The organism is Cetobacterium sp. NK01 (genome assembly GCF_024506395.1).
GTDB classification, from domain to species: Bacteria; Fusobacteriota; Fusobacteriia; order Fusobacteriales; family Fusobacteriaceae; genus Cetobacterium_A; species Cetobacterium_A somerae_A.
On record NZ_JANIBO010000001.1, the window covers coordinates 1,313,320 to 1,332,438 of the forward strand.

Consider the following 19,119-nt stretch of genomic DNA (forward strand, 5'->3'; position numbering starts at 1 on the left):
GATACCCCTCTTTTTTTAATAGCTTAAAATTCCGAATTTAACAAGTATCATCGCGATTGAATAGATAATAGGGAATGTTATAGCAGTTCTTAAAATAAAGAATTTAGCTACGTCTAATATAGAGAATCCCATCTTAGAGTTAACTAATATCATCCCAGTTTCACTTAAAAATATTAATTGTGCAAAAGAAAGAGTTCCAACTATAAATCTAGCTACTTCACTAGTTGTATTTTCAATAAATAAAGCAGGTAGATACATATCAGAGAAACCAACAATCATAGCTGGTGCCATTTGAGATGCAACTTCATGAGTGAATCCAAGCATCTTTAAAATTGGCATTAATGGCATAGAAAGGATATTGAAGAAACTAGTGTTTTCAGCAATAACTAAACCAATTGAACCAACACACATAATAACTGGAATGAAAGTTATATAGATAACTAAAACTTTAAAAAGAGAGTCTACAATAATCTCTTTTTCAGAGGCCTTTCCAGCTGTTGTAGTCGCTAAGTGAAGAGCTTCAGCAAAACTTTTAGCTCCGTTGTCATCCACTTTATTTCCATCGTAATATTCATTTTTAAACTTTTTTAAAGGTAGTCTAGCAATTATGAAACCAGCAACTATTGTTGAGAAAGCTATAGTTCCATAAAATACCCAGAAAATCTTAGAAAACTTAAGTAAATCTGCAACTACTGCAGCAAAAGATATACCAACTATTGAGAACGAAGTTGCAATTATAGCAGCTTCTCTTTGAGTATAGTAACCTTTTTGGTACTGTTGATCTGTAACTACAATTCCAATAGTTCCATCTCCAAGGAATGAAGCTAAAGCATCAATAGCAGCATATCCAGGAACTTTGAAAACTTTTCTCATTACAGGAGCGATTAGTGTCCCAATAAATTCAACTAATCCAAAAGATGTAAGAAGTGGCATTAGCATAACTCCTATGAAGAAAGTAACCATAAGAGGAGGGATCATATCTCCAGCCATTAAACCACCAGTGTTCTCGTTGCTTAAAAATTCAGGCGCAATTCCAAGTGAGATTAAAATAAACATGAACGAACCACCTATTCTTAAGATACCACTTAATTTATCTGTAACGAATAGATCGTTTAAATATTGTTCTTTAAAATTCTTTTTGATGAATCCAAGTATTGTTCCAGAAATTGTAATAACTGAACAAAACATTATTAAGAAATTAACCCAGCTTGAAAAATTATTTAGAACAAAGTTTTTTAGGTGACCCATAATAATAGATGATTCACCACCAATTGTAATAGGAGCTAGAAAAGCTAAAAGTCCCATTAAAGAATAAATACCAAATTTTAGTATTGCCATTATAAAAACCTCCAGAAATTAAAAAATTTCTGCCAAATAAAAAAACATACTTAATAAAAAGTATGCCTGAATTGAGAACTTATGTTATTAAGCGTATTACTATGGCAGCTTCGTAATACTTAATTCACAGGAACATGTCGTCATCGCCATCGGCCTTAGGCTCAAAACATATAAGTGAACTAACCTCTGTTTAAATTGTCAGTTAAGTATACTTGAAATCAAAGGGAATGTAAAGAAAAAAAATATTTTTTTTAGTAGAGAAATGGAAAAAAGCCTATGGCTAGAGAAAACGGTATATTTACTAAATATATTCAAATTAGTATATTAAAGGCAAAAAGAATTCTATAAATATAGAAAAAAGATTATAAAAGGAGTGAAATAAATGGGGGAGATTTTAAAAAAACGTATAGAATATTTAACAGGGAAAAATGCACCAGAAGAGGTTTTAAAAAAACTAGAGCATGAGTGTAAAGATATTTTAAAAGAGTGTAGTGAAAATAGTACATTAATAGATAAAGAGGAGAGTAAAGTTTTAGTTGAAAGGGTGAGAGATAGTTATAAAAAGATCCTGACTTTAGGAGTTGCTTATAACACAACTAATTCAAAATACTATAGAGATGAAAAAATAGTTGAAATAGCAAAGGGTGTTTTAGAAAATAACTATGAAAACTACTATAATCTAAACTCTATAGAACATACAAACTGGTGGCAGTGGGAGATTGGGTATCCTTTACTTTTAAATGATATCTTAATCCTTTTTAATAAAGAGTTAAAAAAAGAGCTTATAAATAAAATATTAGATGTAACAAAATATTTTTTGCCAGATGAAAATTACCTTGGAAATAATCCAGTGGCAATTCATCCTAGTGGAAAACCTTTAAGAAGAGCAACTGGTGGAAATCTAATAGATACAGCAAAGATTCTATTTTTAAGAGGGGTTCTTTTAAAGGATATGGCTATGTGTCAAAAGGCAGTGGAATCTATGTCTGAAACTTTAGAGATAATAGATGAAAAAAATGTAGAGACAATTAGTAATAGAGATGGTTTTTATGCAGATGGATCATTCATTCAACATGGATTTATACCATATGCAGGAACTTATGGAAATGTTTTACTTTCAGGGATAGCAGAGATAATATATCTAGTTAATAAAGAGTTGAGAGAGAAAATAGATACAGGTAAAATTTGTGAAAGAGTTTATGCTTCTTTTGAACCGCTGTTTTTTAAAGGAGCTATGACAGATATAGTCAATGGAAGAGCTATAACAAGAGCTGGTAATGATCATCAAATAGGACATGAGGTTATAAATTCCCTACTACTTTTAGCTGATGGGGTAGAGGAAACTGATAGAATAAAACTTTTAGAGATAGCTAAAAGAGAGTTAGCTTTAGATGAGTTTTATTCATATAAGAAGAAGGAGAAAAGAGCGATATTCTACAATTTATCTAAAGAGGTTTTAAAGAACTCAAAGATCAAAGTTAAAGATTATTCTAGTGAAGTAAAGTGTTTTAATGAGATGGATAGAGTATTTTATAGAAATAAAAATTTTGCAATAGGTATAGCTATGCATAGTAAAAATATAGGAACTTTTGAAAGTTTCAATGGTGAAAATACAAGGGGTTGGTTCACTGGAGATGGAGCAGTTTATATCTATTCTAGAGGAGATGAGTATATAGATTACTGGAAAGGAGTTGATTTTAACTATATTCCAGGAACAACTGAGATAAAAATGGATATGGAAAAAGTAAAAAATATAGAGAGTACTGTAGATAATATGCCTAAAAATAGTGTGGCAGAAGGATATGGAAATGAGGACTCTGGAGTTGCGTATATGGAGTTTATAAACTGGAATGGAAAGTTAAAAAGCAGAAAAAACTATATTTTTAAGAAGAGTGGAATGGTTTATTTAGAGAACTATATAACTGGGAAGGGAGAGGTTTATTCAACAGTTGCTAATATGAGAATATCTAATCTAAAAAACAAAACTGTACGTTTAGATGGAAAGCCAATGGAGGGAGAAAAGGTAACAGGGGAGTTTAAAGAGATCTCTTTAGGGAATTTAATATATAAATTTTATAAAAGTGAAAAAATAAATTTAGAAGTGTATGGATCAGATGAAAATAAGTTTATAAAAATTTGGATAGATTTAGGAGAGAATCCGATCAATTATACTATTGCATGGGAAGTGGTAGTTGTAGTATAATAAAATAAAAAGTTTTATAAAAGGGGAATCATGTTAAAAAAAGAACGTAAAAATGTATTTTTTTATAAAAAAGTCTATGCTTTTTTACTTTTATCTTCAATAATTATATGTTTATTTGGGGTTAGTGAGTATATTTCATATAAAAAAGAGGAAGAGTTAAGAGTTGAAAGAGTTTTAAATAAGATAAATTTAAAGATAGAATTAGTAATGTCATCAATAGGTGATTTAGAAAATACTGAACCAATAAAAGAGTATTATAACTTAAAAGATGTATCTTATTACAATTTAATTAAAGTTTTACAGGAGATACAAAAAAAGAATAATATATATGGAAAACTTGGATATAATTTAAGTTTAGGAAAAGATGATTCTGATGTTATAGTTACAGGAAATGGAACAAGAGAGAAAAATGTTCATTTAAAAAAAATAGGGGCTATGAAAAAAATAGAAACAGATTCTAATTTTCTTTTAATTCCAGGAAAAAAAGAGATAAGTTTTATTTTAAAAAATAAGATTTTTAACTTACAAGAAGGGATATTTTGGATAGTAACTTTAGATAGAGATCTTTTTTTCTCTGAACTTATAGATGATGAAGAGGGAAGATGGGATATATTAAAAAATGATAAAATATACTATCTAGATAAAAATATTGTGGTAAAAAGAAGAGGAAATGAGGGGTATATATTAAGAAGTAGTGGATTAAATTTCAAATTTTTATATACACCGAACTATTCAATTTTTTATCAGATGTTATTTTTAAAATCAGTTGTTATATTCGTGATTTTAGGTCTACTGTTTTTGCTTATTGATTACTCAATTAAGTTATATAAAGAGAGAAAACAGCTTATTGGAGAGATAAATAATTTAGCCGTTGTAGATAGAAGAAAAAACTTAAGAGATTTTGTTTTAGGTATTAAAAAAATTGATGAAGTTGGAGAGTTGACTAGAAAAGTAAAGGGACTTCAAGGAAGAAAGTTAAAAATTGTATTAGTAGAGATATATGATAGTGATGATGAAGGATTAGACTTTAAGAATTTCACTTCAGCTAGAGAGTATCTAAAAGAGAGCTTATCAACAGAGGGTGGATACGAATATATTAACATTGACTATAAAAGTATTGCTTTTATAATTCCAGAAGAGAGTGACTCTGTTATTGAAGACGCATTTCATTTTATATTGGAAAATATAAGTGTCAAATATGGTGTAGAATTAATAGCTGCTGCTTCTGATGAGTTTGTTTCTGTAGAAAGTTTCCCTCAAGAGTATATAACTTGTAAAAAGATTTTAGATGCTAAATTTATGGCAAAAGGAAGAAAAGTTTTATTCTCTGAAAATATAAAAAGTGGAAAATTAATACTTACATATCCAATAGAAACAGAGGCGAAATTAGTATCTAAGTTATTAAATGGAAATCTTCAAGGTGCTAAAAAAATAGTGGATGAGATTTTTATAGATAGAATAAATCCTGAGGCTATGGATAAAAAGGATATAAAGGAGTTCACAGGACTTTTATACAACACTTTAAATAGAGTTGTTGTACAACTAAAAGAGATTGAAAGTTCACTACATTGTGATGATTTGGATATAGAAAGTATTACAAAAACAGGAGATTTAGATAAAATTAGAAGTATTTTTAATGATTTAATATCTGAGATATGTAAACAAAAGAAGAGTAGCGAACAAGATGAAAATGAAGCTATAAGGGATAAGATAAAAAGTTACATAGATAATAATTATCATTTGGATTTTTCATTAGATAACTTAGCAGATTATTTAGGTCTTTCTTTTAAATATACAAGTATTTTATTCAAAAAAGTTATGGGAGATAACTTTAAAAACTATATAAATGTCTATAGGATAGAAAAAGCAAAAGAGATATTAAAAGAGAAAAAAGACATTAAAATTAAGGACTTAGCAGAAGAATTAGGATATAACAGTTCTAATACATTTATTAGAATATTCAAGAAATATGAGGGGATATCACCAACACAATTTAATCCTGAGGAGATTTTAGAAAAATAAAGCTAAAATGGAATATAAAATGTAATATAGAAAAAAGATGATACAAAAAAGATGATTTACAACTGAATAAATTCCCATTATAATCCACTTAAATTTAAAACTCAAAAGGGGAGATAAAAATGGAGATATTAAAAAAGACAAGAGAAAAATATTCAGAAGAGTTTAGATTATCAAAAGAGGATCTGTTTTTTGCAATGCATGAAGCTATGAAAAAAATAGATGAAAATTCAAAGGTATTTATTGATACATATCCAAGAGCTGCAAGTGTGAATAATATATACCCAGGAACAAAGAATGCAGAGGATTTTGACGACTGGACAGTGGGGTTCTGGACAGGAATGTTATGGTTATCTTATGAGGTTACAGAAAATGAAAAATATAGAAAAATAGCTGAGTATCAGTTAAAAGGATATAGAAGTAGAATTGAGAAGAAACTTCACTTAAATCACCATGATATAGGATTTTTATACTCTCTTTCAGCAGTAGCTCAAGAAAGAGTTACTGGAAGTGAATTAGCTAAAGAGGTTGGAATAAAGGCTGCAGAGCACTTAATTACAAGATTCCAAGAGAAAGGGCAGTTTATACAAGCTTGGGGAGATTTAGGAAAGCCAGAGGATTATAGACTTATTATAGATTGTAATATGAATGTACCTTTACTATTTTGGGCAACGGAGATGACTGGAGATAAAAAGTTTGCTGAAATAGGTGCAAAACATTTAGCTACAGCTTCAAGTGTTGTTGTGAGAGAGGATTCATCAACTCATCACACTTATTACTTCAATCATGAGACAGGAGAGCCTACAAGAGGAGTTACAGCTCAAGGGTATTCAGACAACTCTGCTTGGGCAAGAGGTCAAGCTTGGGGAGTTTATGGATTCCCATTGGCTTATGGGTACACAAAGGATAAGAGATACATAGATCTTTATAAAAGAGTTACAAACTACTTTATAAACAGTTTACCAGAGGATGACGTATGTTACTGGGATCTAGTGTTTACAGACGGTTCTGGGCAGCCTAGAGACACATCAGCAGCAGCAATAGCTGTTTGTGGAATACTAGAAATGGATAAATATTTAGATGAGAGTGATCCAGATAAAGAGATCTATTTAAATGCAGCTCATAAGATGATGAAATCTCTTATGAAAAACTATAGTACAAAAGATTTAGATTATTCTAATGGTCTTTTAACAGATGCTGTATACTCAATTCCTCATGGATCTGGAGTTAAAGAGTGTAACATTTGGGGAGATTACTATTATTTAGAGGCTCTAACAAGAATCTTTAAACCAGAGTGGAAGAAATACTGGTAGAATAAAAAAAGCAGAGTTATAACTCTGCTTTTTTATTTGTAAATATAGTTTTAAAAACCGATTATCTCTGGAACTACAATAACTGTATATTTATTAGGAAATTTTCTTCCGTGATGAACTATGCTGAAACTATCATTTGTTTCATTGAAATAGTTTCTTAAAGTTAAAATATCTTTTGATTTTTTATCGATTTCAGATAGATTTTTTATAATTTTATTTACTCCAACAATGACAAATATCTTATTTGGACCAAAGGTAGCTGCACAGCTAGCAAAATCATCTAAAAAGATTAACTCTCCATTTTCAGTTATAAAATCACACTCTACAATAAAATTATCAGCTAAAATAGCTTGGCGCTCTTTTTTATAATCGAATACTTTACACCCTTTTTTACCAATAGGAAGAAGAAGGTCTAAGGAGTTTAAAAAAGGAGACTGATCAAGAACTACTGAATCTGAAGAAGAGATTTTAGAGATTAAAAACTCTTTTACTCTTTCTAGATTTTCTAAAAGAATAGCGTCATACTCTTTAGAAAGTAGTGTTTGTGTGATATTTTCAGCTTTAATTTTATAAAACCATTTCATATTTTGATCCATTAGTATCCCACCTCTTCATTTATAATTATAACGGTTATAGGTTTACCCACTCTTTTACCAGATTTTATTATAGATGTAAAGTTACAGATTCGTTGTTTAGTCTGACAATCTTCGCAAGTTCCAGAGATATTGCAAGGGGTTTTATGATTGATTCTTTTAGAATTTAAAGGTCCTGCAAACTCTCTTATTCGAGCCATTCCATCTTGCCAAGTGCTCACTAGTTTATTTATTCCGCAAACGACAATAACGTTTTCAGGCCCCCAAAGTAGACTAGCCACTCTATTACCACCAGAATCAGTTTGTATAAGCTCACCATTTTCACTAATAGCATTTGTACTAGTTAGAAAATAATCTGCTAAAAGGCCCTCTCTCATACACTGGAGAGTTGTGGGCCAATCAGGTTGATTGTATCTATCGAAAAGTTGATATCCTCCATCTCTGAAGGTATCTATAACGTCTAGCTCATTGATTGTTACAGAGCCTCCAAGAGCGATAGATGAGTGTATAGGTATTAAATTTAATACGATCTCTCTGGCATCCTTTACACTATCTGCATATATAGGAATGTAGTCATTTTTAGAAAGGGTATCCATTAGAGTTAGGATTTTATTTTTATTTAAAGTTTTTTTTGATGTATCCATTATTAGTTCTCCTTAGATATTAGAGTAAAGTTTTCAGTAGCTCCATTTTTTAGATTAGAAATAGTTATAGTAGTAGAATCTTTAGTAGTATCTAATTTTATATTAGTATTAATATTTTCTAAAGTGTATATTCCTTTGATAGTGAAAACAACTTTAGAGTTTTTATGTGTTGGATCACTAACTGACATGAACATTTTATTTTTATCCCTTATAGCTAATATTGATGCAGGAGTTTTACTAGTGAAAATACCAACTTCGTCATTAGATTCTTGCCAAAAGTTTATAGCGGTAATGTTTTTAAAATTTATTCCATGAGCAAAGCTATCTTGTCTTAAAACTTTAATATCATTAATAGGGAAATTTTCTACATTTGTTAAATTATTCTCAGGAATTATAGCGTAGATATAGCTTTTTTCCTTAGGATTATTTCCGTGGTTGATGTATGATTTAACAAAGTTTTTAGAAAGTTCAGTGTTATCTTTATCCCAATTACCAACTCTTCTTTCTGTTGTTGTAACAAGAGCATTATCATCTAAGATGATAAATCCAGTGTAAAGATTTGAAATTGGATTTTTTAGAATTAGTCTATCTTTTGTAATTTTTTCAATTTCATCTTTAGTGTTGATAGATCTATTTTCAACAGTTGTGTGAACCTCTCCATCTTCACTTGCGATATTAGATCCCATAGCAACAGTGAATTCAGGAGTAATAAACCATGATTTTTTAGCTGTTGTAAGATCGTTCCAAGAGGAAAAATCCATTCCAATAATAGAGTTAATATTATCAGTAGTTCCACCGACAAAATCTTTCTGAACCATAGTTTTAGCGTGTCTTCTTTCACCAACACTATTTTCTCTATGAGTTATACTTTCAGTTGTACCAGGTAGGTGATATGGGTCTACTAAAGGCCAATATTCAGAGTACTCAGTTAAATTAGGAGTATAGATATAGTACATCCCATCAGCAGCGTGCCACCCTTTTGTATTTTCTTCTAAGATACTTTCAAAATTTCCAACTCTAGAAGAGTGTAAGCTTAAAACAATAGAATAATTAGGAGTTCTATTAACAACTCTATCCATATTTCCAAATATTTTAACTCCTGAAGGAGTGTTTGTTTTTATATTTTTGTCTTTTAATATATTTTCAACAACTCTTTTTTCTACAGGATTTTTGATTCTGCTTAAAATAACTCCTTTATCTCCTGTTTCTATGTTTCTTTTAACAATCTCTTGTAATTGAGTTTTATACTTTTCAGGAGCTCCTTGTGAGATCATAGCGATAGCAACAAGATTGCTAACACCTCTAGTTAAGTCACTAGAGTTTTTTCTAGTTACAGCTCGTCCACTTATTGAGTCTGATACTCTTCCGTTGAAGAAAAGAGGATTATATCCAATTATTAAAGAGTCGTAAATATTATTAAATCTAGGATCTTTAATCTCTAAATTTGTACCAGCAATTAAGTTTTGGATAGTTCCTAGACCGCTTAATAAAACCTCTCCATAAGTTCCTCCGTAAGGTATACTACTATGCTGAATAAAAGAACCATCTTTATAAAAACCATCTCCAGAAGTTACGTATTCAGCAACTTCACCAAGATTATTTAAAGCGTTTAGAACTTCATCTTTATTTTGAGTTAAGATACCTCTCATAAAAACAATGTAACAGGTATCAATTCTATTTCCACCAGTGGATAATCTTTTATTAGGTGATGTAGAAGTTTTAGCTCCTTCGCTATATCCAGACCATTCAGCGTAAGGTTGGAAATATTTGCTGCCATTTAAAAATGTTTGAACTTGTTCTTTAGAAAGATCTGGATACATATAGGCAACAATACGATTTAGTTCTTTAGGAATTCCAATCTCCCATTGCCACCAGTTACCTAATTCAGGTAGGTTCTCTCTATAAGCATTTTCTCTTAACCAGTTTAAAGAGTTAATAATTGTATTTTTAACCTCTTTATTGTGATATAGTGATGAGTTTTTATCAGTATAGGCTTTAATTATGTCTGTTAAATTTCTATAAGTAGATAAAATGTGAGGCCCATTTTTCATATCAGAAAACTGTTCCCAAAGAAAAACTCTATCAGGATTAGTGTTTAAAGTATCTAAAAGCTTTTTAGCTTTTTCATCGTTACTATTGTTGTTTGTAAGTTCTGTAAAACGCTCTCTGATAACAGAGTATGTATCGGTAGAAGAGGAGTTTCCAAAGGAAACCCCTCCTAAAAATATCAGTAAAAAAGATAAGAAAATTTTTTTCATAAAACCTCCTAAATATCAAGTATATAAATAAATCCAACTTTTCCTAGAACTCTACTTATTCTAGAAACTGATTTATCTGAATCTTTTGTTCTTTTGAAACTATTTAATGCAACTTCGGCATAAGTTGAGAAGTAATCAGTAACTTTATAACCCATAGTAGCAGTATATCTTGTTTCTTCGTTGTATTGAGCTACAATTCCCTGTCTATTTTCAACTCTTTCACCATTAGTTAAAGAGAATCTTCCTTGTAACTGTAGGAATGATCCATCTACGAAGTTGTATCTGATAACAGGTCTAAATTGAGTACTGTGAGCAGTTTTGCTATTATTTCCCATATATTTTTTATCTAGTCTGTAGATATTAGAAGTTAAAATTAGATTTTTGTTAATGATAAATCTAAATCCGTATATATTTTCAGCCCAATAGTTATGAGTGAATGGATAGCTATCTCTAGAATCGCTAATTTCATCCATAGCAAGTAGAGTTGAACCAAGGAAAGCAACATTTTTGTTTATTGTATAGTTAATTGCAGGAGCTATTCTGTATGAGTCAGTTGTGTTTCTCCAATGAGTTCCTTTAGAATCAGTTTGTTTTCTAACTTGATTTCTCCAACCAATGTAACCATGAATTTTTAAATTATCAGTAACTTGAAGACCTTTCCAGTTGATCTGTGGATTGATTCTTCTATTTGTATCTTTCCCCTCTTTTTCTTTTCTTCCTCCAAACCAGTCCTCTGTTTTATAGAAAGTATCCATTAAATAAACAAAGTCTCCTTTTTTGTCGTTAACACTTAAAATTAATCTAGGAGAGAATGATGTAGAACCAGCAGTTCCAGTGGTATTGTCGTCATAATCCTCTGATTCTAGCATGAAGTTAGAAGAAACTCTAAAACGCTTTTCTTTATCAAGGGTATTGAAGTAGTCAAATCCTTCTAGCATAGGTTTATCTAAAGAGTAAGTGAAGTTAGCTCCATATAAATCAGCGTCATAATCCTTTGCTAAAAGTTTGTTATAGCTAGCTCCAATATCTAAATTTTCAGTTAGATTAATATCAGCATTTACTCCAATATTAACAATGTCATCTTTATCTAAAGCATCAACCTTTGTTCTAACGCCATTGTTCCATAAAACTTTTTTATCCTTTATATTTCCCATCTCTTTTTCGTAGCTTGTTGAAAGCTTAAGAGAAACCTCTTTGTTTTGTAAAAGGAAAGATTTTTCTCCAGAAATACCTACAGTAGGTCTAACTGAGTCATAATATTCTGTGTTGTTTTTTGTATTGTACGTACCGTTGCTATATGTACCATGGAATATTTTAGCCCAATCTATTCCTCCGTTTAAATAAAGATTTAAGAATTCATTTGGAATAGGGTAACTTAAATGACTTCCAAAAGATAAACTCATAGATGGTGAAGTAGAAGAGTTATTCTCTATGTGCACTGAATCATGAGAGTGATTGTAAGACAAAATAGATGATAGAGCTATTTTATTTGAAAACTCATAAAAATGATATCCACCAGCGAAAAATATATCTCTATTAATTCTAATAGGTTGATCAAATTTTATTTTATTATCACCGCCTCCAATAAAAAATGCTATTTTTTCATTTGGACTTAATCTTTTTTGGAAAGTAGCTAGGTAAAGATTTGAATTTCCACTTCCATCTAAATCTCCTTTGTAGTTATCAGAAACATGTAAGTAATCAACTGAATTGATATATCTATCTTTTTCCCAAGTTGTTGGGTCGTTTTGTAAAGATGAACGAATAAATCTTCTGATATTATAGTTTTCTTCTAAGTTAGTTTCAGGAAGATGAGCGATACTTTTCCCTAAGTTTTCGCTTCCTTGTGATATTGTTCCAATTAGAAGTGTTAATAAAATAAAATTAGTAAAATAAAATTTTCTCATAAAATATACTCTCCCGTTTAATATACTTTTGAAACTAGTTCAATTGCCATATTACATTTAAAAAAACAGCATGTAAATATTCTGTTTTTTATGTTCTTTTTTCTTTGTATATTATTTTAAACAGAACGTTTTTAAATATATGTTTTTTTATTTATATGAGTTGAGCAAGAAAACGGAATATTGCTAACAATAGCTCAATAAAATATACTCATATAAAATTAGGAGGTGTTTTTTTAGTGAAGAAAAACTTGATTTTTATAACAACAGATCACCAAAGAGGGGACACCATAGGAATGGTGCAAAATGGGAAAGAGGTAACTCCCAATCTAAATAGATTAGCACAAGAGGGATTTGACTTTAAAAGAGCCTATACAACATGTCCTCTGTGTGTTCCAGCGAGAACAGCTCTAGCAACAGGTAGATTTCCAACTAAAAACAATGTGGTAATAAATGATTTGAAAAATATACCTGAGATTACAAGAGACTCTAAAACAATACATGAATATCTATTTGAAAATGGATATAACGTAAGTCATTTTGGAATGCAACATATAACTTTAAAACCAGCTTTAGAGGATAGAGTTAAGTTTACAAAGTTTTTAACAGATGATGACTATGAGAAAATATGTAAAAAAGAGAATATTCCACTGTTTGGAGTCGTTGAAGATAGAGTTAAGGTAAGTGAACGACATGGAAATATCTACGAGGATAGAGAGTACACAGGATCAAGAGTTTCGATTTTTGAAAAAGAGGAGAGTTTATTTAGAGATAGATTTTATCTAGATAACGCTCTTAAATATTTAGATAAAGAGAGTTTTGAAAGACCAATGGGAATGTTTGTAAATATTTGGGCTCCACATCCACCTTTTAGAGTTTTAAAGGAACTTATGGATAGGTTTCCAGATCCAGAACTTCCTGAAAATATAAATAAAGCATGTGAAGGAGAGCCTTCTAAAAGAAGAGAGGGAATAGCTGCCCAACTTGCTGAAGAGAAGAGTTTAGATCACTGGAAAGAGGTATGGAGAGCATATCTAGGTCTAACAAACTATGCAGATGAATTAATAGGAGAGTTAATTGAAAAATTAAAAGAGAAGGGACAGTATGAAAATACAATGTTTGTATTTACTGCAGATCATGGAGATCACCTAGGGCAACATAAGATGTTCCAAAAGATGGAGATGTATGAGCAGAGTATAAATGTTCCTTTAATAATAAAAGAGCCGGGAAAAAAGGCTAAGAAAATTGAAACAGTAGTAAGTCACTTAGATATACTGCCAACTATACTAGAAAGTTTAAATATAGAAAGCGATGAAGAGTTTGTAGGAGAGAACATATTAAATCCTAATGTACAAAATAAATCTAGATATGCTTATAGTCAATATTCAGGAAATCAAGTTGCCATTGGAGATATAAGAAGATCTATTGTCAGTGAAGATTTTAAATATATATATGATCCAAGGGATGTAGAGGAGCTATTTAACTTAAAAAAAGATCCTTTAGAGATGCAAAATGTTGAGGATAAAGTGGAGTATAAAGATGTAAAAAAAGATTTAAAAGATCAGCTGTCTTTATTTTTAAAAGAACAGAATGATTGGATAAATATTATATAAATTGGAGGGAGTTATGAATAAGAAAATCGGTTTACTACTATTAGTTGGGGCACTTTTACAAAATGGAGTTTTTGCAAATGAGCATAAAATCTCTGAAAAACCATTGGAATTAAGCATTTTAGCTATTCAGAATGGAAAAACATATGATGAGAACTGGACAGTTTTCCAAGAGGCTTTTAAAGATACAAATGTAAAACTAAAAAGTTATAGTTCAAAAAATTTAACAGATGAGATACAAGCGTTTAACCTAGCAGTTTCATCAGGAAATCTTCCAGATATTATATCTTTAGCATATCCTGAAAAATTAGAAAGTTTAGGTATGGATGGGGGAATTGTATCTTTAAATGAGTTGATAGATAAGCATGCACCAAACATAAAAGCATTCTTTGAAAAATATCCAAGATATAAGATGGATGCTGTAGCCGCTGATGGAAACATCTATTTTATACCAGATTATTATGATTGGTATAACATGAAGGCAGCTCAAGGTCTATTCATAAGAAAAGATTGGTTAAATAAATTAGGTTTAAAAACGCCTCAAACAATGGATGAACTTTATGAAGTTATGGTAGCTTTTAAAACAAAGGATCCAAATGGAAATGGAAAAGCAGATGAAATTCCATATTTTGAAAGATCAGTGGAGTTTGCAGATAAAGAGTTAGTAGGTCTTTTTGGAGCAGAGATTGGATTTTTTGTAGATGAAAATGGAAAAGTGAAGTTTGGACCAGCAACAGAAAGATATAAAGAAGCTATGCCTCAGGTTGTAAAATGGTATAAAGAGGGATTGATAGATCCTGAGATATTCACTAGAGGTTTCCAAGCAAGAGATTATATGCTAAGAAATGATTTAGGAGGAGTTACTTTTGACTGGTTTGCAAGTACAGCATCATATAATGAAGATAAAGAACTAAAGGATAAGGTAAAAGATTTTGAGTTTGTTGCAATAGCACCACCTCAATATAAAGGTAAGAGTTATGCACCAGATGCTAGAACAACTTACTTAGGAGGTTGGGGAATAAGCGCAACTTGTAAAGATCCTGTTGCAGCAATAAAATACTTTGATTATTGGTTCTCTCAAAAAGGATATGAGTTATCTAACTGGGGTGTAGAAAATGATACTTTTGTAAAAGACGAAAATGGTAAAAAGAAATTTACAGATACAGTTATGAAAGCCGATGGAAAGACACCTTTACAAGTTTTAAGAGATAAGGGAATCCAATTTAGAATAGGAGCATTACAAGATTATGAGTATGAGAAGGCTTGGGGAAATCCAAAAGCTTCAGAATGGGCAGAGATGTATATGAAAAATGGATATATAGTAGATCCTATGCCAACGCTAAAATATACAAAAGAGGAAAATAGAAAAATACAAAAGATAAATTCTCAACTTGATATGGCTGTAAAAGAGATGAATCAAAAATGGATTTTAGGAGCTGTAGATTTTAATAAGACATATGACGAATTTATAAAGAGATTAAATGAGATTGGTCTAAAAGAGGCGATAGAGATAAATCAGAAGGCATATGATAGATTCATTAATTCTAGCAACTAATAAAGAATAAAGTGTACTTTTATTGATTTAAAAGTAGAAAAATGATATATAGAAAAAGGTATATCCTAAAATGATGATTTACACTTTAAAATTTTTAAACTATAATCACCTTACAAAACGCAGATAAGTAAGGAGGGTTAGTATGAAAGAAAATATTTTAGAAATGGATGAAAGAATTGAGTCAGAAAAAGTAGGTCTCATAAAGAAAATAATGACTGGATTAAAAAGAGGAAATGTAAAAGATCAAATGTCATTATATCTTATCTTTCTTCCATTTATACTTTGGTATATGATATTTGCATATAAACCAATGTATGGTCTTATAATCGCTTTTAAGGATTACAATCTATTTAGGGGAATATCAGGAAGTGACTGGGTAGGACTAGCAAACTTTAAAGAGTTTTTAACAAGCCCATACTTTTATACAACTCTAAAAAATACAATATTTCTAAATATATATAGTTTAGTGTTTGAGTTTCCTTTTGCCATAATTTTAGCACTTATGCTAAATGAGGTAAAAAATAGATTTTTTAAATCTTTTGTTCAAACAGTTTCGTTTTTACCATACTTTATAGCAATAGTTGTAACAGCGGGAATAACTATAAATATTCTTTCTCCAAGTAGTGGGGTAATTAATCACATTCTTGAAAAATTTGGATTTGAAAGAATCTATTTCTTATCAAAACCAGAGTACTTTAGAGGAATATTTACAGGAATGAATATGTGGAAAAGTACAGGATTTAATGCAGTTATCTATTTAGCAGCTTTAACATCAGTAGATGAGTCATTATATGAAGCAGCGAGAATAGATGGAGCTACAAAGTTCCAACAGCTTAGATTTATAACTTTCCCATCAATTATACCAACAATAGTTATAATGTTAGTTTTAAAAGTTGGAAGTATGTTAAACGTTGCATTTGAAACAGTATTATTACTTTACCAACCAGCAACATATTCAACATCAGATGTTATAAGTACTTATGTTTATAGAACAGGTATGTTAATGCAAGACTTTGGTCTAGCTACAGCAGTTGGATTGTTTAATGCAGTTGTTGGATTTATCTTAGTTTACCTAGCAAATAGATGGAGTAAAAAAATAACAGCATCAGGACTTTGGTAAAAAGTAGTCTGTTTTAAAAAGTTGAAAGGAGAGATTTATGAGTAAAATTAAAAGATCAAAAGATGAAAAAATATTTGATTTTATCAATTATTCCCTATTAGCAATCTTTGGAATAATGTTTATATACCCAATTATATATGTATTTTCAGCATCAGTAACAAAACCTTACCTTTTAGAGATAGGAGAGATGTATCTTCTACCTAAAGGTGTTAGTATGGCCTCTTTTAAAGCAGCTATGAGCTTAGAGGGAATCTGGTTAGCTTATGCAAATAGTATCTTTATAACAGTTGTTGGAACTGCTGTAAGTATGTTTTTTACAATAACTGGAGCTTACGTTTTATCAAAACCAGAGTTAAAGTTTAGAAAAGTTCTAACTTTAATGGTAGTTGTAACAATGTGGTTTGATCCAGGAATGATACCTAAATATTTAAACTTTAGAGACTTAGGTCTTATTAATAGTTATACATCTGTAATCGTTGGATTTGCAGTAAACACATTCAACGTAATAATTTTAAAAAGTTTCTTTGAAGCTGTACCAAAATCACTAGAGGAGTCAGCAAGAATAGATGGAGCAACTCAGTGGCAAATTATGACAAAGATCTATTTACCACTATCTACATCAGCTTTGACAACGGTGTCATTATTCTATGCAATCTCTAGATGGAATGGATATTTCTGGACAATGGTTTTATTAACTGATGATTCTAAAGTTCCACTACAAGTTTTCTTAAAGAAATTAATTGTAGAGAAAAATATGGCTGGAGAAGCAGCACAAATTATAACACCAGAAAGTTTAACATCACCACAGTCAATAATATATGCTGTGATAGTTCTTTCGATAGTACCAATAATGATAATATATCCGTTTATCCAAAAGTTCTTTAGAAAAGGAGTTACTTTAGGAGCGGTAAAAGAATAAAATTTAGGAGGAGTTTCAATATGAGATTAGATACAAGATATGCAAATCACCCAGAGGATTCAAAGCACTATACAACAGAGGAGTTAAGAAAACATTACTTAATGGAAACAGTTTTCGTAGCTGACGAAGTTAACTTAATGTATTCTCATGTAGATAGAGTTATAGCTGGAGGAGTTATGCCAGTTGAAACAGAGGTAAAATTAGAGGGATGTAAAGAGTTAGGATCTGAGTTTTTCTTAGAAAGAAGAGAGCTTGGACTTATCAATATAGGTGGATCAGGTAAAGTAGTTCTTGATGGAGTTGAATATGATATGGCTTCAAGAGATGGACTATATGTTGGAATGGGAGTAAAAGAAATCACATTCAAATCTGATTCTGCAGAAAACCCAGCGAAGTACTACGTAAACAGTGCACCAGCTCATGTGGCTTACCCAACTGTAAAAATAGATATAGCAAATGCTAATGCAGTTCATTTAGGAGATTTAGAAAATTCAAACAAAAGAACTATATTCCAATATGTTCACCCTGCAGTTTGTAAATCGTGTCAACTTTTAATGGGAATGACTGTATTAGATCCAAATAACATGTGGAATACAATGCCAACACACACTCATGAGAGAAGAATGGAAGTTTACTTCTACTTTAATATGGATGAAAACACAAGAGTGTTCCATTTAATGGGACAGCCTCAAGAAACTCGTCACATTGTAATGGCTAATGAGCAAGCTGTAATATCTCCATCATGGTCAATTCACTCAGGTGTAGGAACTAAAAACTATACATTTATCTGGGGAATGGCTGGAGAGAACCAAACATTTACAGATATGGATCATATAGCAATGGATCAATTGAGATAATTAGGAGGATATTATGCTAAACATGTTTAATTTAGAGGGAAAAGTTGCAATGGTAACTGGTGGAAACGTAGGAATAGGAAATGCTCTTGCAATGGGACTTGCAAAAGCAGGAGCTGACCTATTTATCTTTACATATAATGATGATAATATGGCAAATATGATAAAAGAGGTAGAAGCTTTAGGAAGAAAGATTGCTTATGCAACTGGAGATTTATCAAAAGAGTCTGTGGCAATGGAAGCTGTTGCTGAGTGTATCGATGCTTTTGGAAGAATAGATATTTTAGTAAATAACGCAGGAACAATAAAAAGATCACCAATTTTAGAGGGAAGCAATGAAGATTGGAAATCAGTTATTGACTTAAATCTATCTTCAATATACTATTTAAGTAAGACTGCAGCAATAGAGATGAAAAAGCAAGGTGGAGGAAAGATAATAAACATAGCGTCAATGTTATCATTCCAAGGTGGAAAGTTTGTACCATCGTACACAGCAAGTAAGCATGGAGTAGCAGGGCTTACAAAAGCTTTTGCAAATGAGTTAGCAGCAGATAATATTCAAGTAAATGCAATAGCACCAGGATATATAGAAACAGCAAATACAGCACCAATTAGAGCTGACGAGAAAAGAAATGCTGAGATATTAGGAAGAATACCATCAGCAAGATGGGGACAAACATCAGACCTAGTAGGGGGAGCAATATTCTTATCATCAAAAGCAGCAGACTATGTAAATGGACATATTTTAGCTATAGATGGTGGATGGCTAGTTAGATAAAAATAAGGGGA

14 protein-coding genes are annotated in these 19,119 nt (G+C 30.8%); 9 read left to right on the top strand and 5 right to left on the bottom strand.

Going from position 1 to position 19,119, the window contains the following annotated elements; all coding sequences use genetic code 11:
* Positions 1-15: 15 nt before the first annotated feature.
* Positions 16-1,338: a YjiH family protein gene (locus NON08_RS06465; protein ID WP_256690626.1), complete on the bottom strand. Its 1,323-nt coding sequence runs from the start codon at positions 1,336-1,338 to the stop codon at positions 16-18.
* Positions 1,339-1,720: 382 nt separating this feature from the next.
* On the opposite strand from NON08_RS06465, the gene NON08_RS06470 reads away from it, so the two are divergent.
* The 3 genes from NON08_RS06470 (at position 1,721) to NON08_RS06480 (ending at position 6,873) form a co-directional block, all read left to right on the top strand.
* Complete coding sequence (locus tag NON08_RS06470) at positions 1,721-3,541, top strand: polysaccharide lyase family 8 super-sandwich domain-containing protein (RefSeq protein ID WP_256690627.1); 1,821 nt, start codon at positions 1,721-1,723, stop codon at positions 3,539-3,541.
* Between the two features lie 30 nt (positions 3,542-3,571).
* Positions 3,572-5,563 (top strand): helix-turn-helix domain-containing protein, encoded by a 1,992-nt coding sequence (locus NON08_RS06475; RefSeq protein ID WP_256690628.1) that lies wholly within the window; start codon positions 3,572-3,574, stop codon positions 5,561-5,563.
* Positions 5,564-5,682: 119 nt separating this feature from the next.
* Complete coding sequence (locus NON08_RS06480; protein WP_256690629.1) at positions 5,683-6,873, top strand: glycoside hydrolase family 88 protein; 1,191 nt, start codon at positions 5,683-5,685, stop codon at positions 6,871-6,873.
* Positions 6,874-6,923: 50 nt separating this feature from the next.
* Here NON08_RS06480 and NON08_RS06485 read toward each other — a convergent pair whose 3' ends face one another.
* From NON08_RS06485 to NON08_RS06500, 4 genes are read right to left on the bottom strand one after another with little or no spacing between them, the layout of a single operon-like run.
* A complete protein-coding gene (locus NON08_RS06485; protein WP_256690630.1) occupies positions 6,924-7,469 on the bottom strand; it encodes an LUD domain-containing protein in 546 nt (181 codons plus the stop codon).
* Positions 7,469-8,110, bottom strand: coding sequence for a lactate utilization protein (locus NON08_RS06490; RefSeq protein ID WP_256690631.1), 642 nt, complete (start codon positions 8,108-8,110; stop codon positions 7,469-7,471). The genes NON08_RS06485 and NON08_RS06490 overlap by 1 nt, the downstream gene beginning before the upstream one ends.
* Positions 8,111-8,112: 2 nt before the next feature.
* The gene (locus NON08_RS06495; RefSeq protein WP_256690632.1) at positions 8,113-10,368 is read right to left on the bottom strand and encodes a polysaccharide lyase 8 family protein; all 2,256 of its coding nucleotides are present in this window, start codon (positions 10,366-10,368) and stop codon (positions 8,113-8,115) included.
* An 8-nt stretch (positions 10,369-10,376) separates the two neighbouring features.
* Positions 10,377-12,275: an autotransporter outer membrane beta-barrel domain-containing protein gene (locus NON08_RS06500; protein WP_256690634.1), complete on the bottom strand. Its 1,899-nt coding sequence runs from the start codon at positions 12,273-12,275 to the stop codon at positions 10,377-10,379.
* A 236-nt stretch (positions 12,276-12,511) separates the two neighbouring features.
* Between NON08_RS06500 and NON08_RS06505 the strand changes: the two genes are divergently transcribed.
* From NON08_RS06505 to kduD, 6 genes are all read left to right on the top strand, one after another.
* Positions 12,512-13,885: a sulfatase-like hydrolase/transferase gene (locus NON08_RS06505; protein WP_256690635.1), complete on the top strand. Its 1,374-nt coding sequence runs from the start codon at positions 12,512-12,514 to the stop codon at positions 13,883-13,885.
* A gap of 13 nt (positions 13,886-13,898) precedes the next feature.
* Positions 13,899-15,437 carry an extracellular solute-binding protein gene (locus NON08_RS06510; RefSeq protein ID WP_256690637.1) on the top strand — a complete coding sequence of 513 codons (1,539 nt, stop codon included), beginning with the start codon at positions 13,899-13,901 and terminating at the stop codon, positions 15,435-15,437.
* 142 nt (positions 15,438-15,579) lie between these two features.
* A complete protein-coding gene (locus NON08_RS06515; protein ID WP_256690638.1) occupies positions 15,580-16,557 on the top strand; it encodes an ABC transporter permease in 978 nt (325 codons plus the stop codon).
* A 37-nt stretch (positions 16,558-16,594) separates the two neighbouring features.
* The gene (locus NON08_RS06520; protein WP_256690639.1) at positions 16,595-17,476 is read left to right on the top strand and encodes a carbohydrate ABC transporter permease; all 882 of its coding nucleotides are present in this window, start codon (positions 16,595-16,597) and stop codon (positions 17,474-17,476) included.
* Between the two features lie 20 nt (positions 17,477-17,496).
* On the top strand, positions 17,497-18,333 hold the full coding sequence (kduI, locus tag NON08_RS06525) for a 5-dehydro-4-deoxy-D-glucuronate isomerase (protein ID WP_256690640.1): 837 nt from the start codon (positions 17,497-17,499) through the stop codon (positions 18,331-18,333).
* Positions 18,334-18,346: 13 nt separating this feature from the next.
* On the top strand, positions 18,347-19,108 hold the full coding sequence (gene kduD / locus NON08_RS06530) for a 2-dehydro-3-deoxy-D-gluconate 5-dehydrogenase KduD (protein WP_256690641.1): 762 nt from the start codon (positions 18,347-18,349) through the stop codon (positions 19,106-19,108).
* The last annotated feature ends 11 nt before the right edge of the window (positions 19,109-19,119 follow it).

Coding starts and splice junctions, on each gene's coding strand:
- kduI (WP_256690640.1), top strand. CDS start 17,497: ATGAGATTAGATACAAGATATGCAAATCACCCAGAGGATTCAAAGCAC.
- NON08_RS06475 (WP_256690628.1), top strand. CDS start 3,572: ATGTTAAAAAAAGAACGTAAAAATGTATTTTTTTATAAAAAAGTCTAT.
- NON08_RS06515 (WP_256690638.1), top strand. CDS start 15,580: ATGAAAGAAAATATTTTAGAAATGGATGAAAGAATTGAGTCAGAAAAA.
- NON08_RS06500 (WP_256690634.1), bottom strand. CDS start 12,275: ATGAGAAAATTTTATTTTACTAATTTTATTTTATTAACACTTCTAATT.
- NON08_RS06490 (WP_256690631.1), bottom strand. CDS start 8,110: ATGGATACATCAAAAAAAACTTTAAATAAAAATAAAATCCTAACTCTA.
- kduD (WP_256690641.1), top strand. CDS start 18,347: ATGCTAAACATGTTTAATTTAGAGGGAAAAGTTGCAATGGTAACTGGT.
- NON08_RS06485 (WP_256690630.1), bottom strand. CDS start 7,469: ATGGATCAAAATATGAAATGGTTTTATAAAATTAAAGCTGAAAATATC.
- NON08_RS06465 (WP_256690626.1), bottom strand. CDS start 1,338: ATGGCAATACTAAAATTTGGTATTTATTCTTTAATGGGACTTTTAGCT.
- NON08_RS06480 (WP_256690629.1), top strand. CDS start 5,683: ATGGAGATATTAAAAAAGACAAGAGAAAAATATTCAGAAGAGTTTAGA.
- NON08_RS06495 (WP_256690632.1), bottom strand. CDS start 10,368: ATGAAAAAAATTTTCTTATCTTTTTTACTGATATTTTTAGGAGGGGTT.
- NON08_RS06520 (WP_256690639.1), top strand. CDS start 16,595: ATGAGTAAAATTAAAAGATCAAAAGATGAAAAAATATTTGATTTTATC.
- NON08_RS06470 (WP_256690627.1), top strand. CDS start 1,721: ATGGGGGAGATTTTAAAAAAACGTATAGAATATTTAACAGGGAAAAAT.
- NON08_RS06510 (WP_256690637.1), top strand. CDS start 13,899: ATGAATAAGAAAATCGGTTTACTACTATTAGTTGGGGCACTTTTACAA.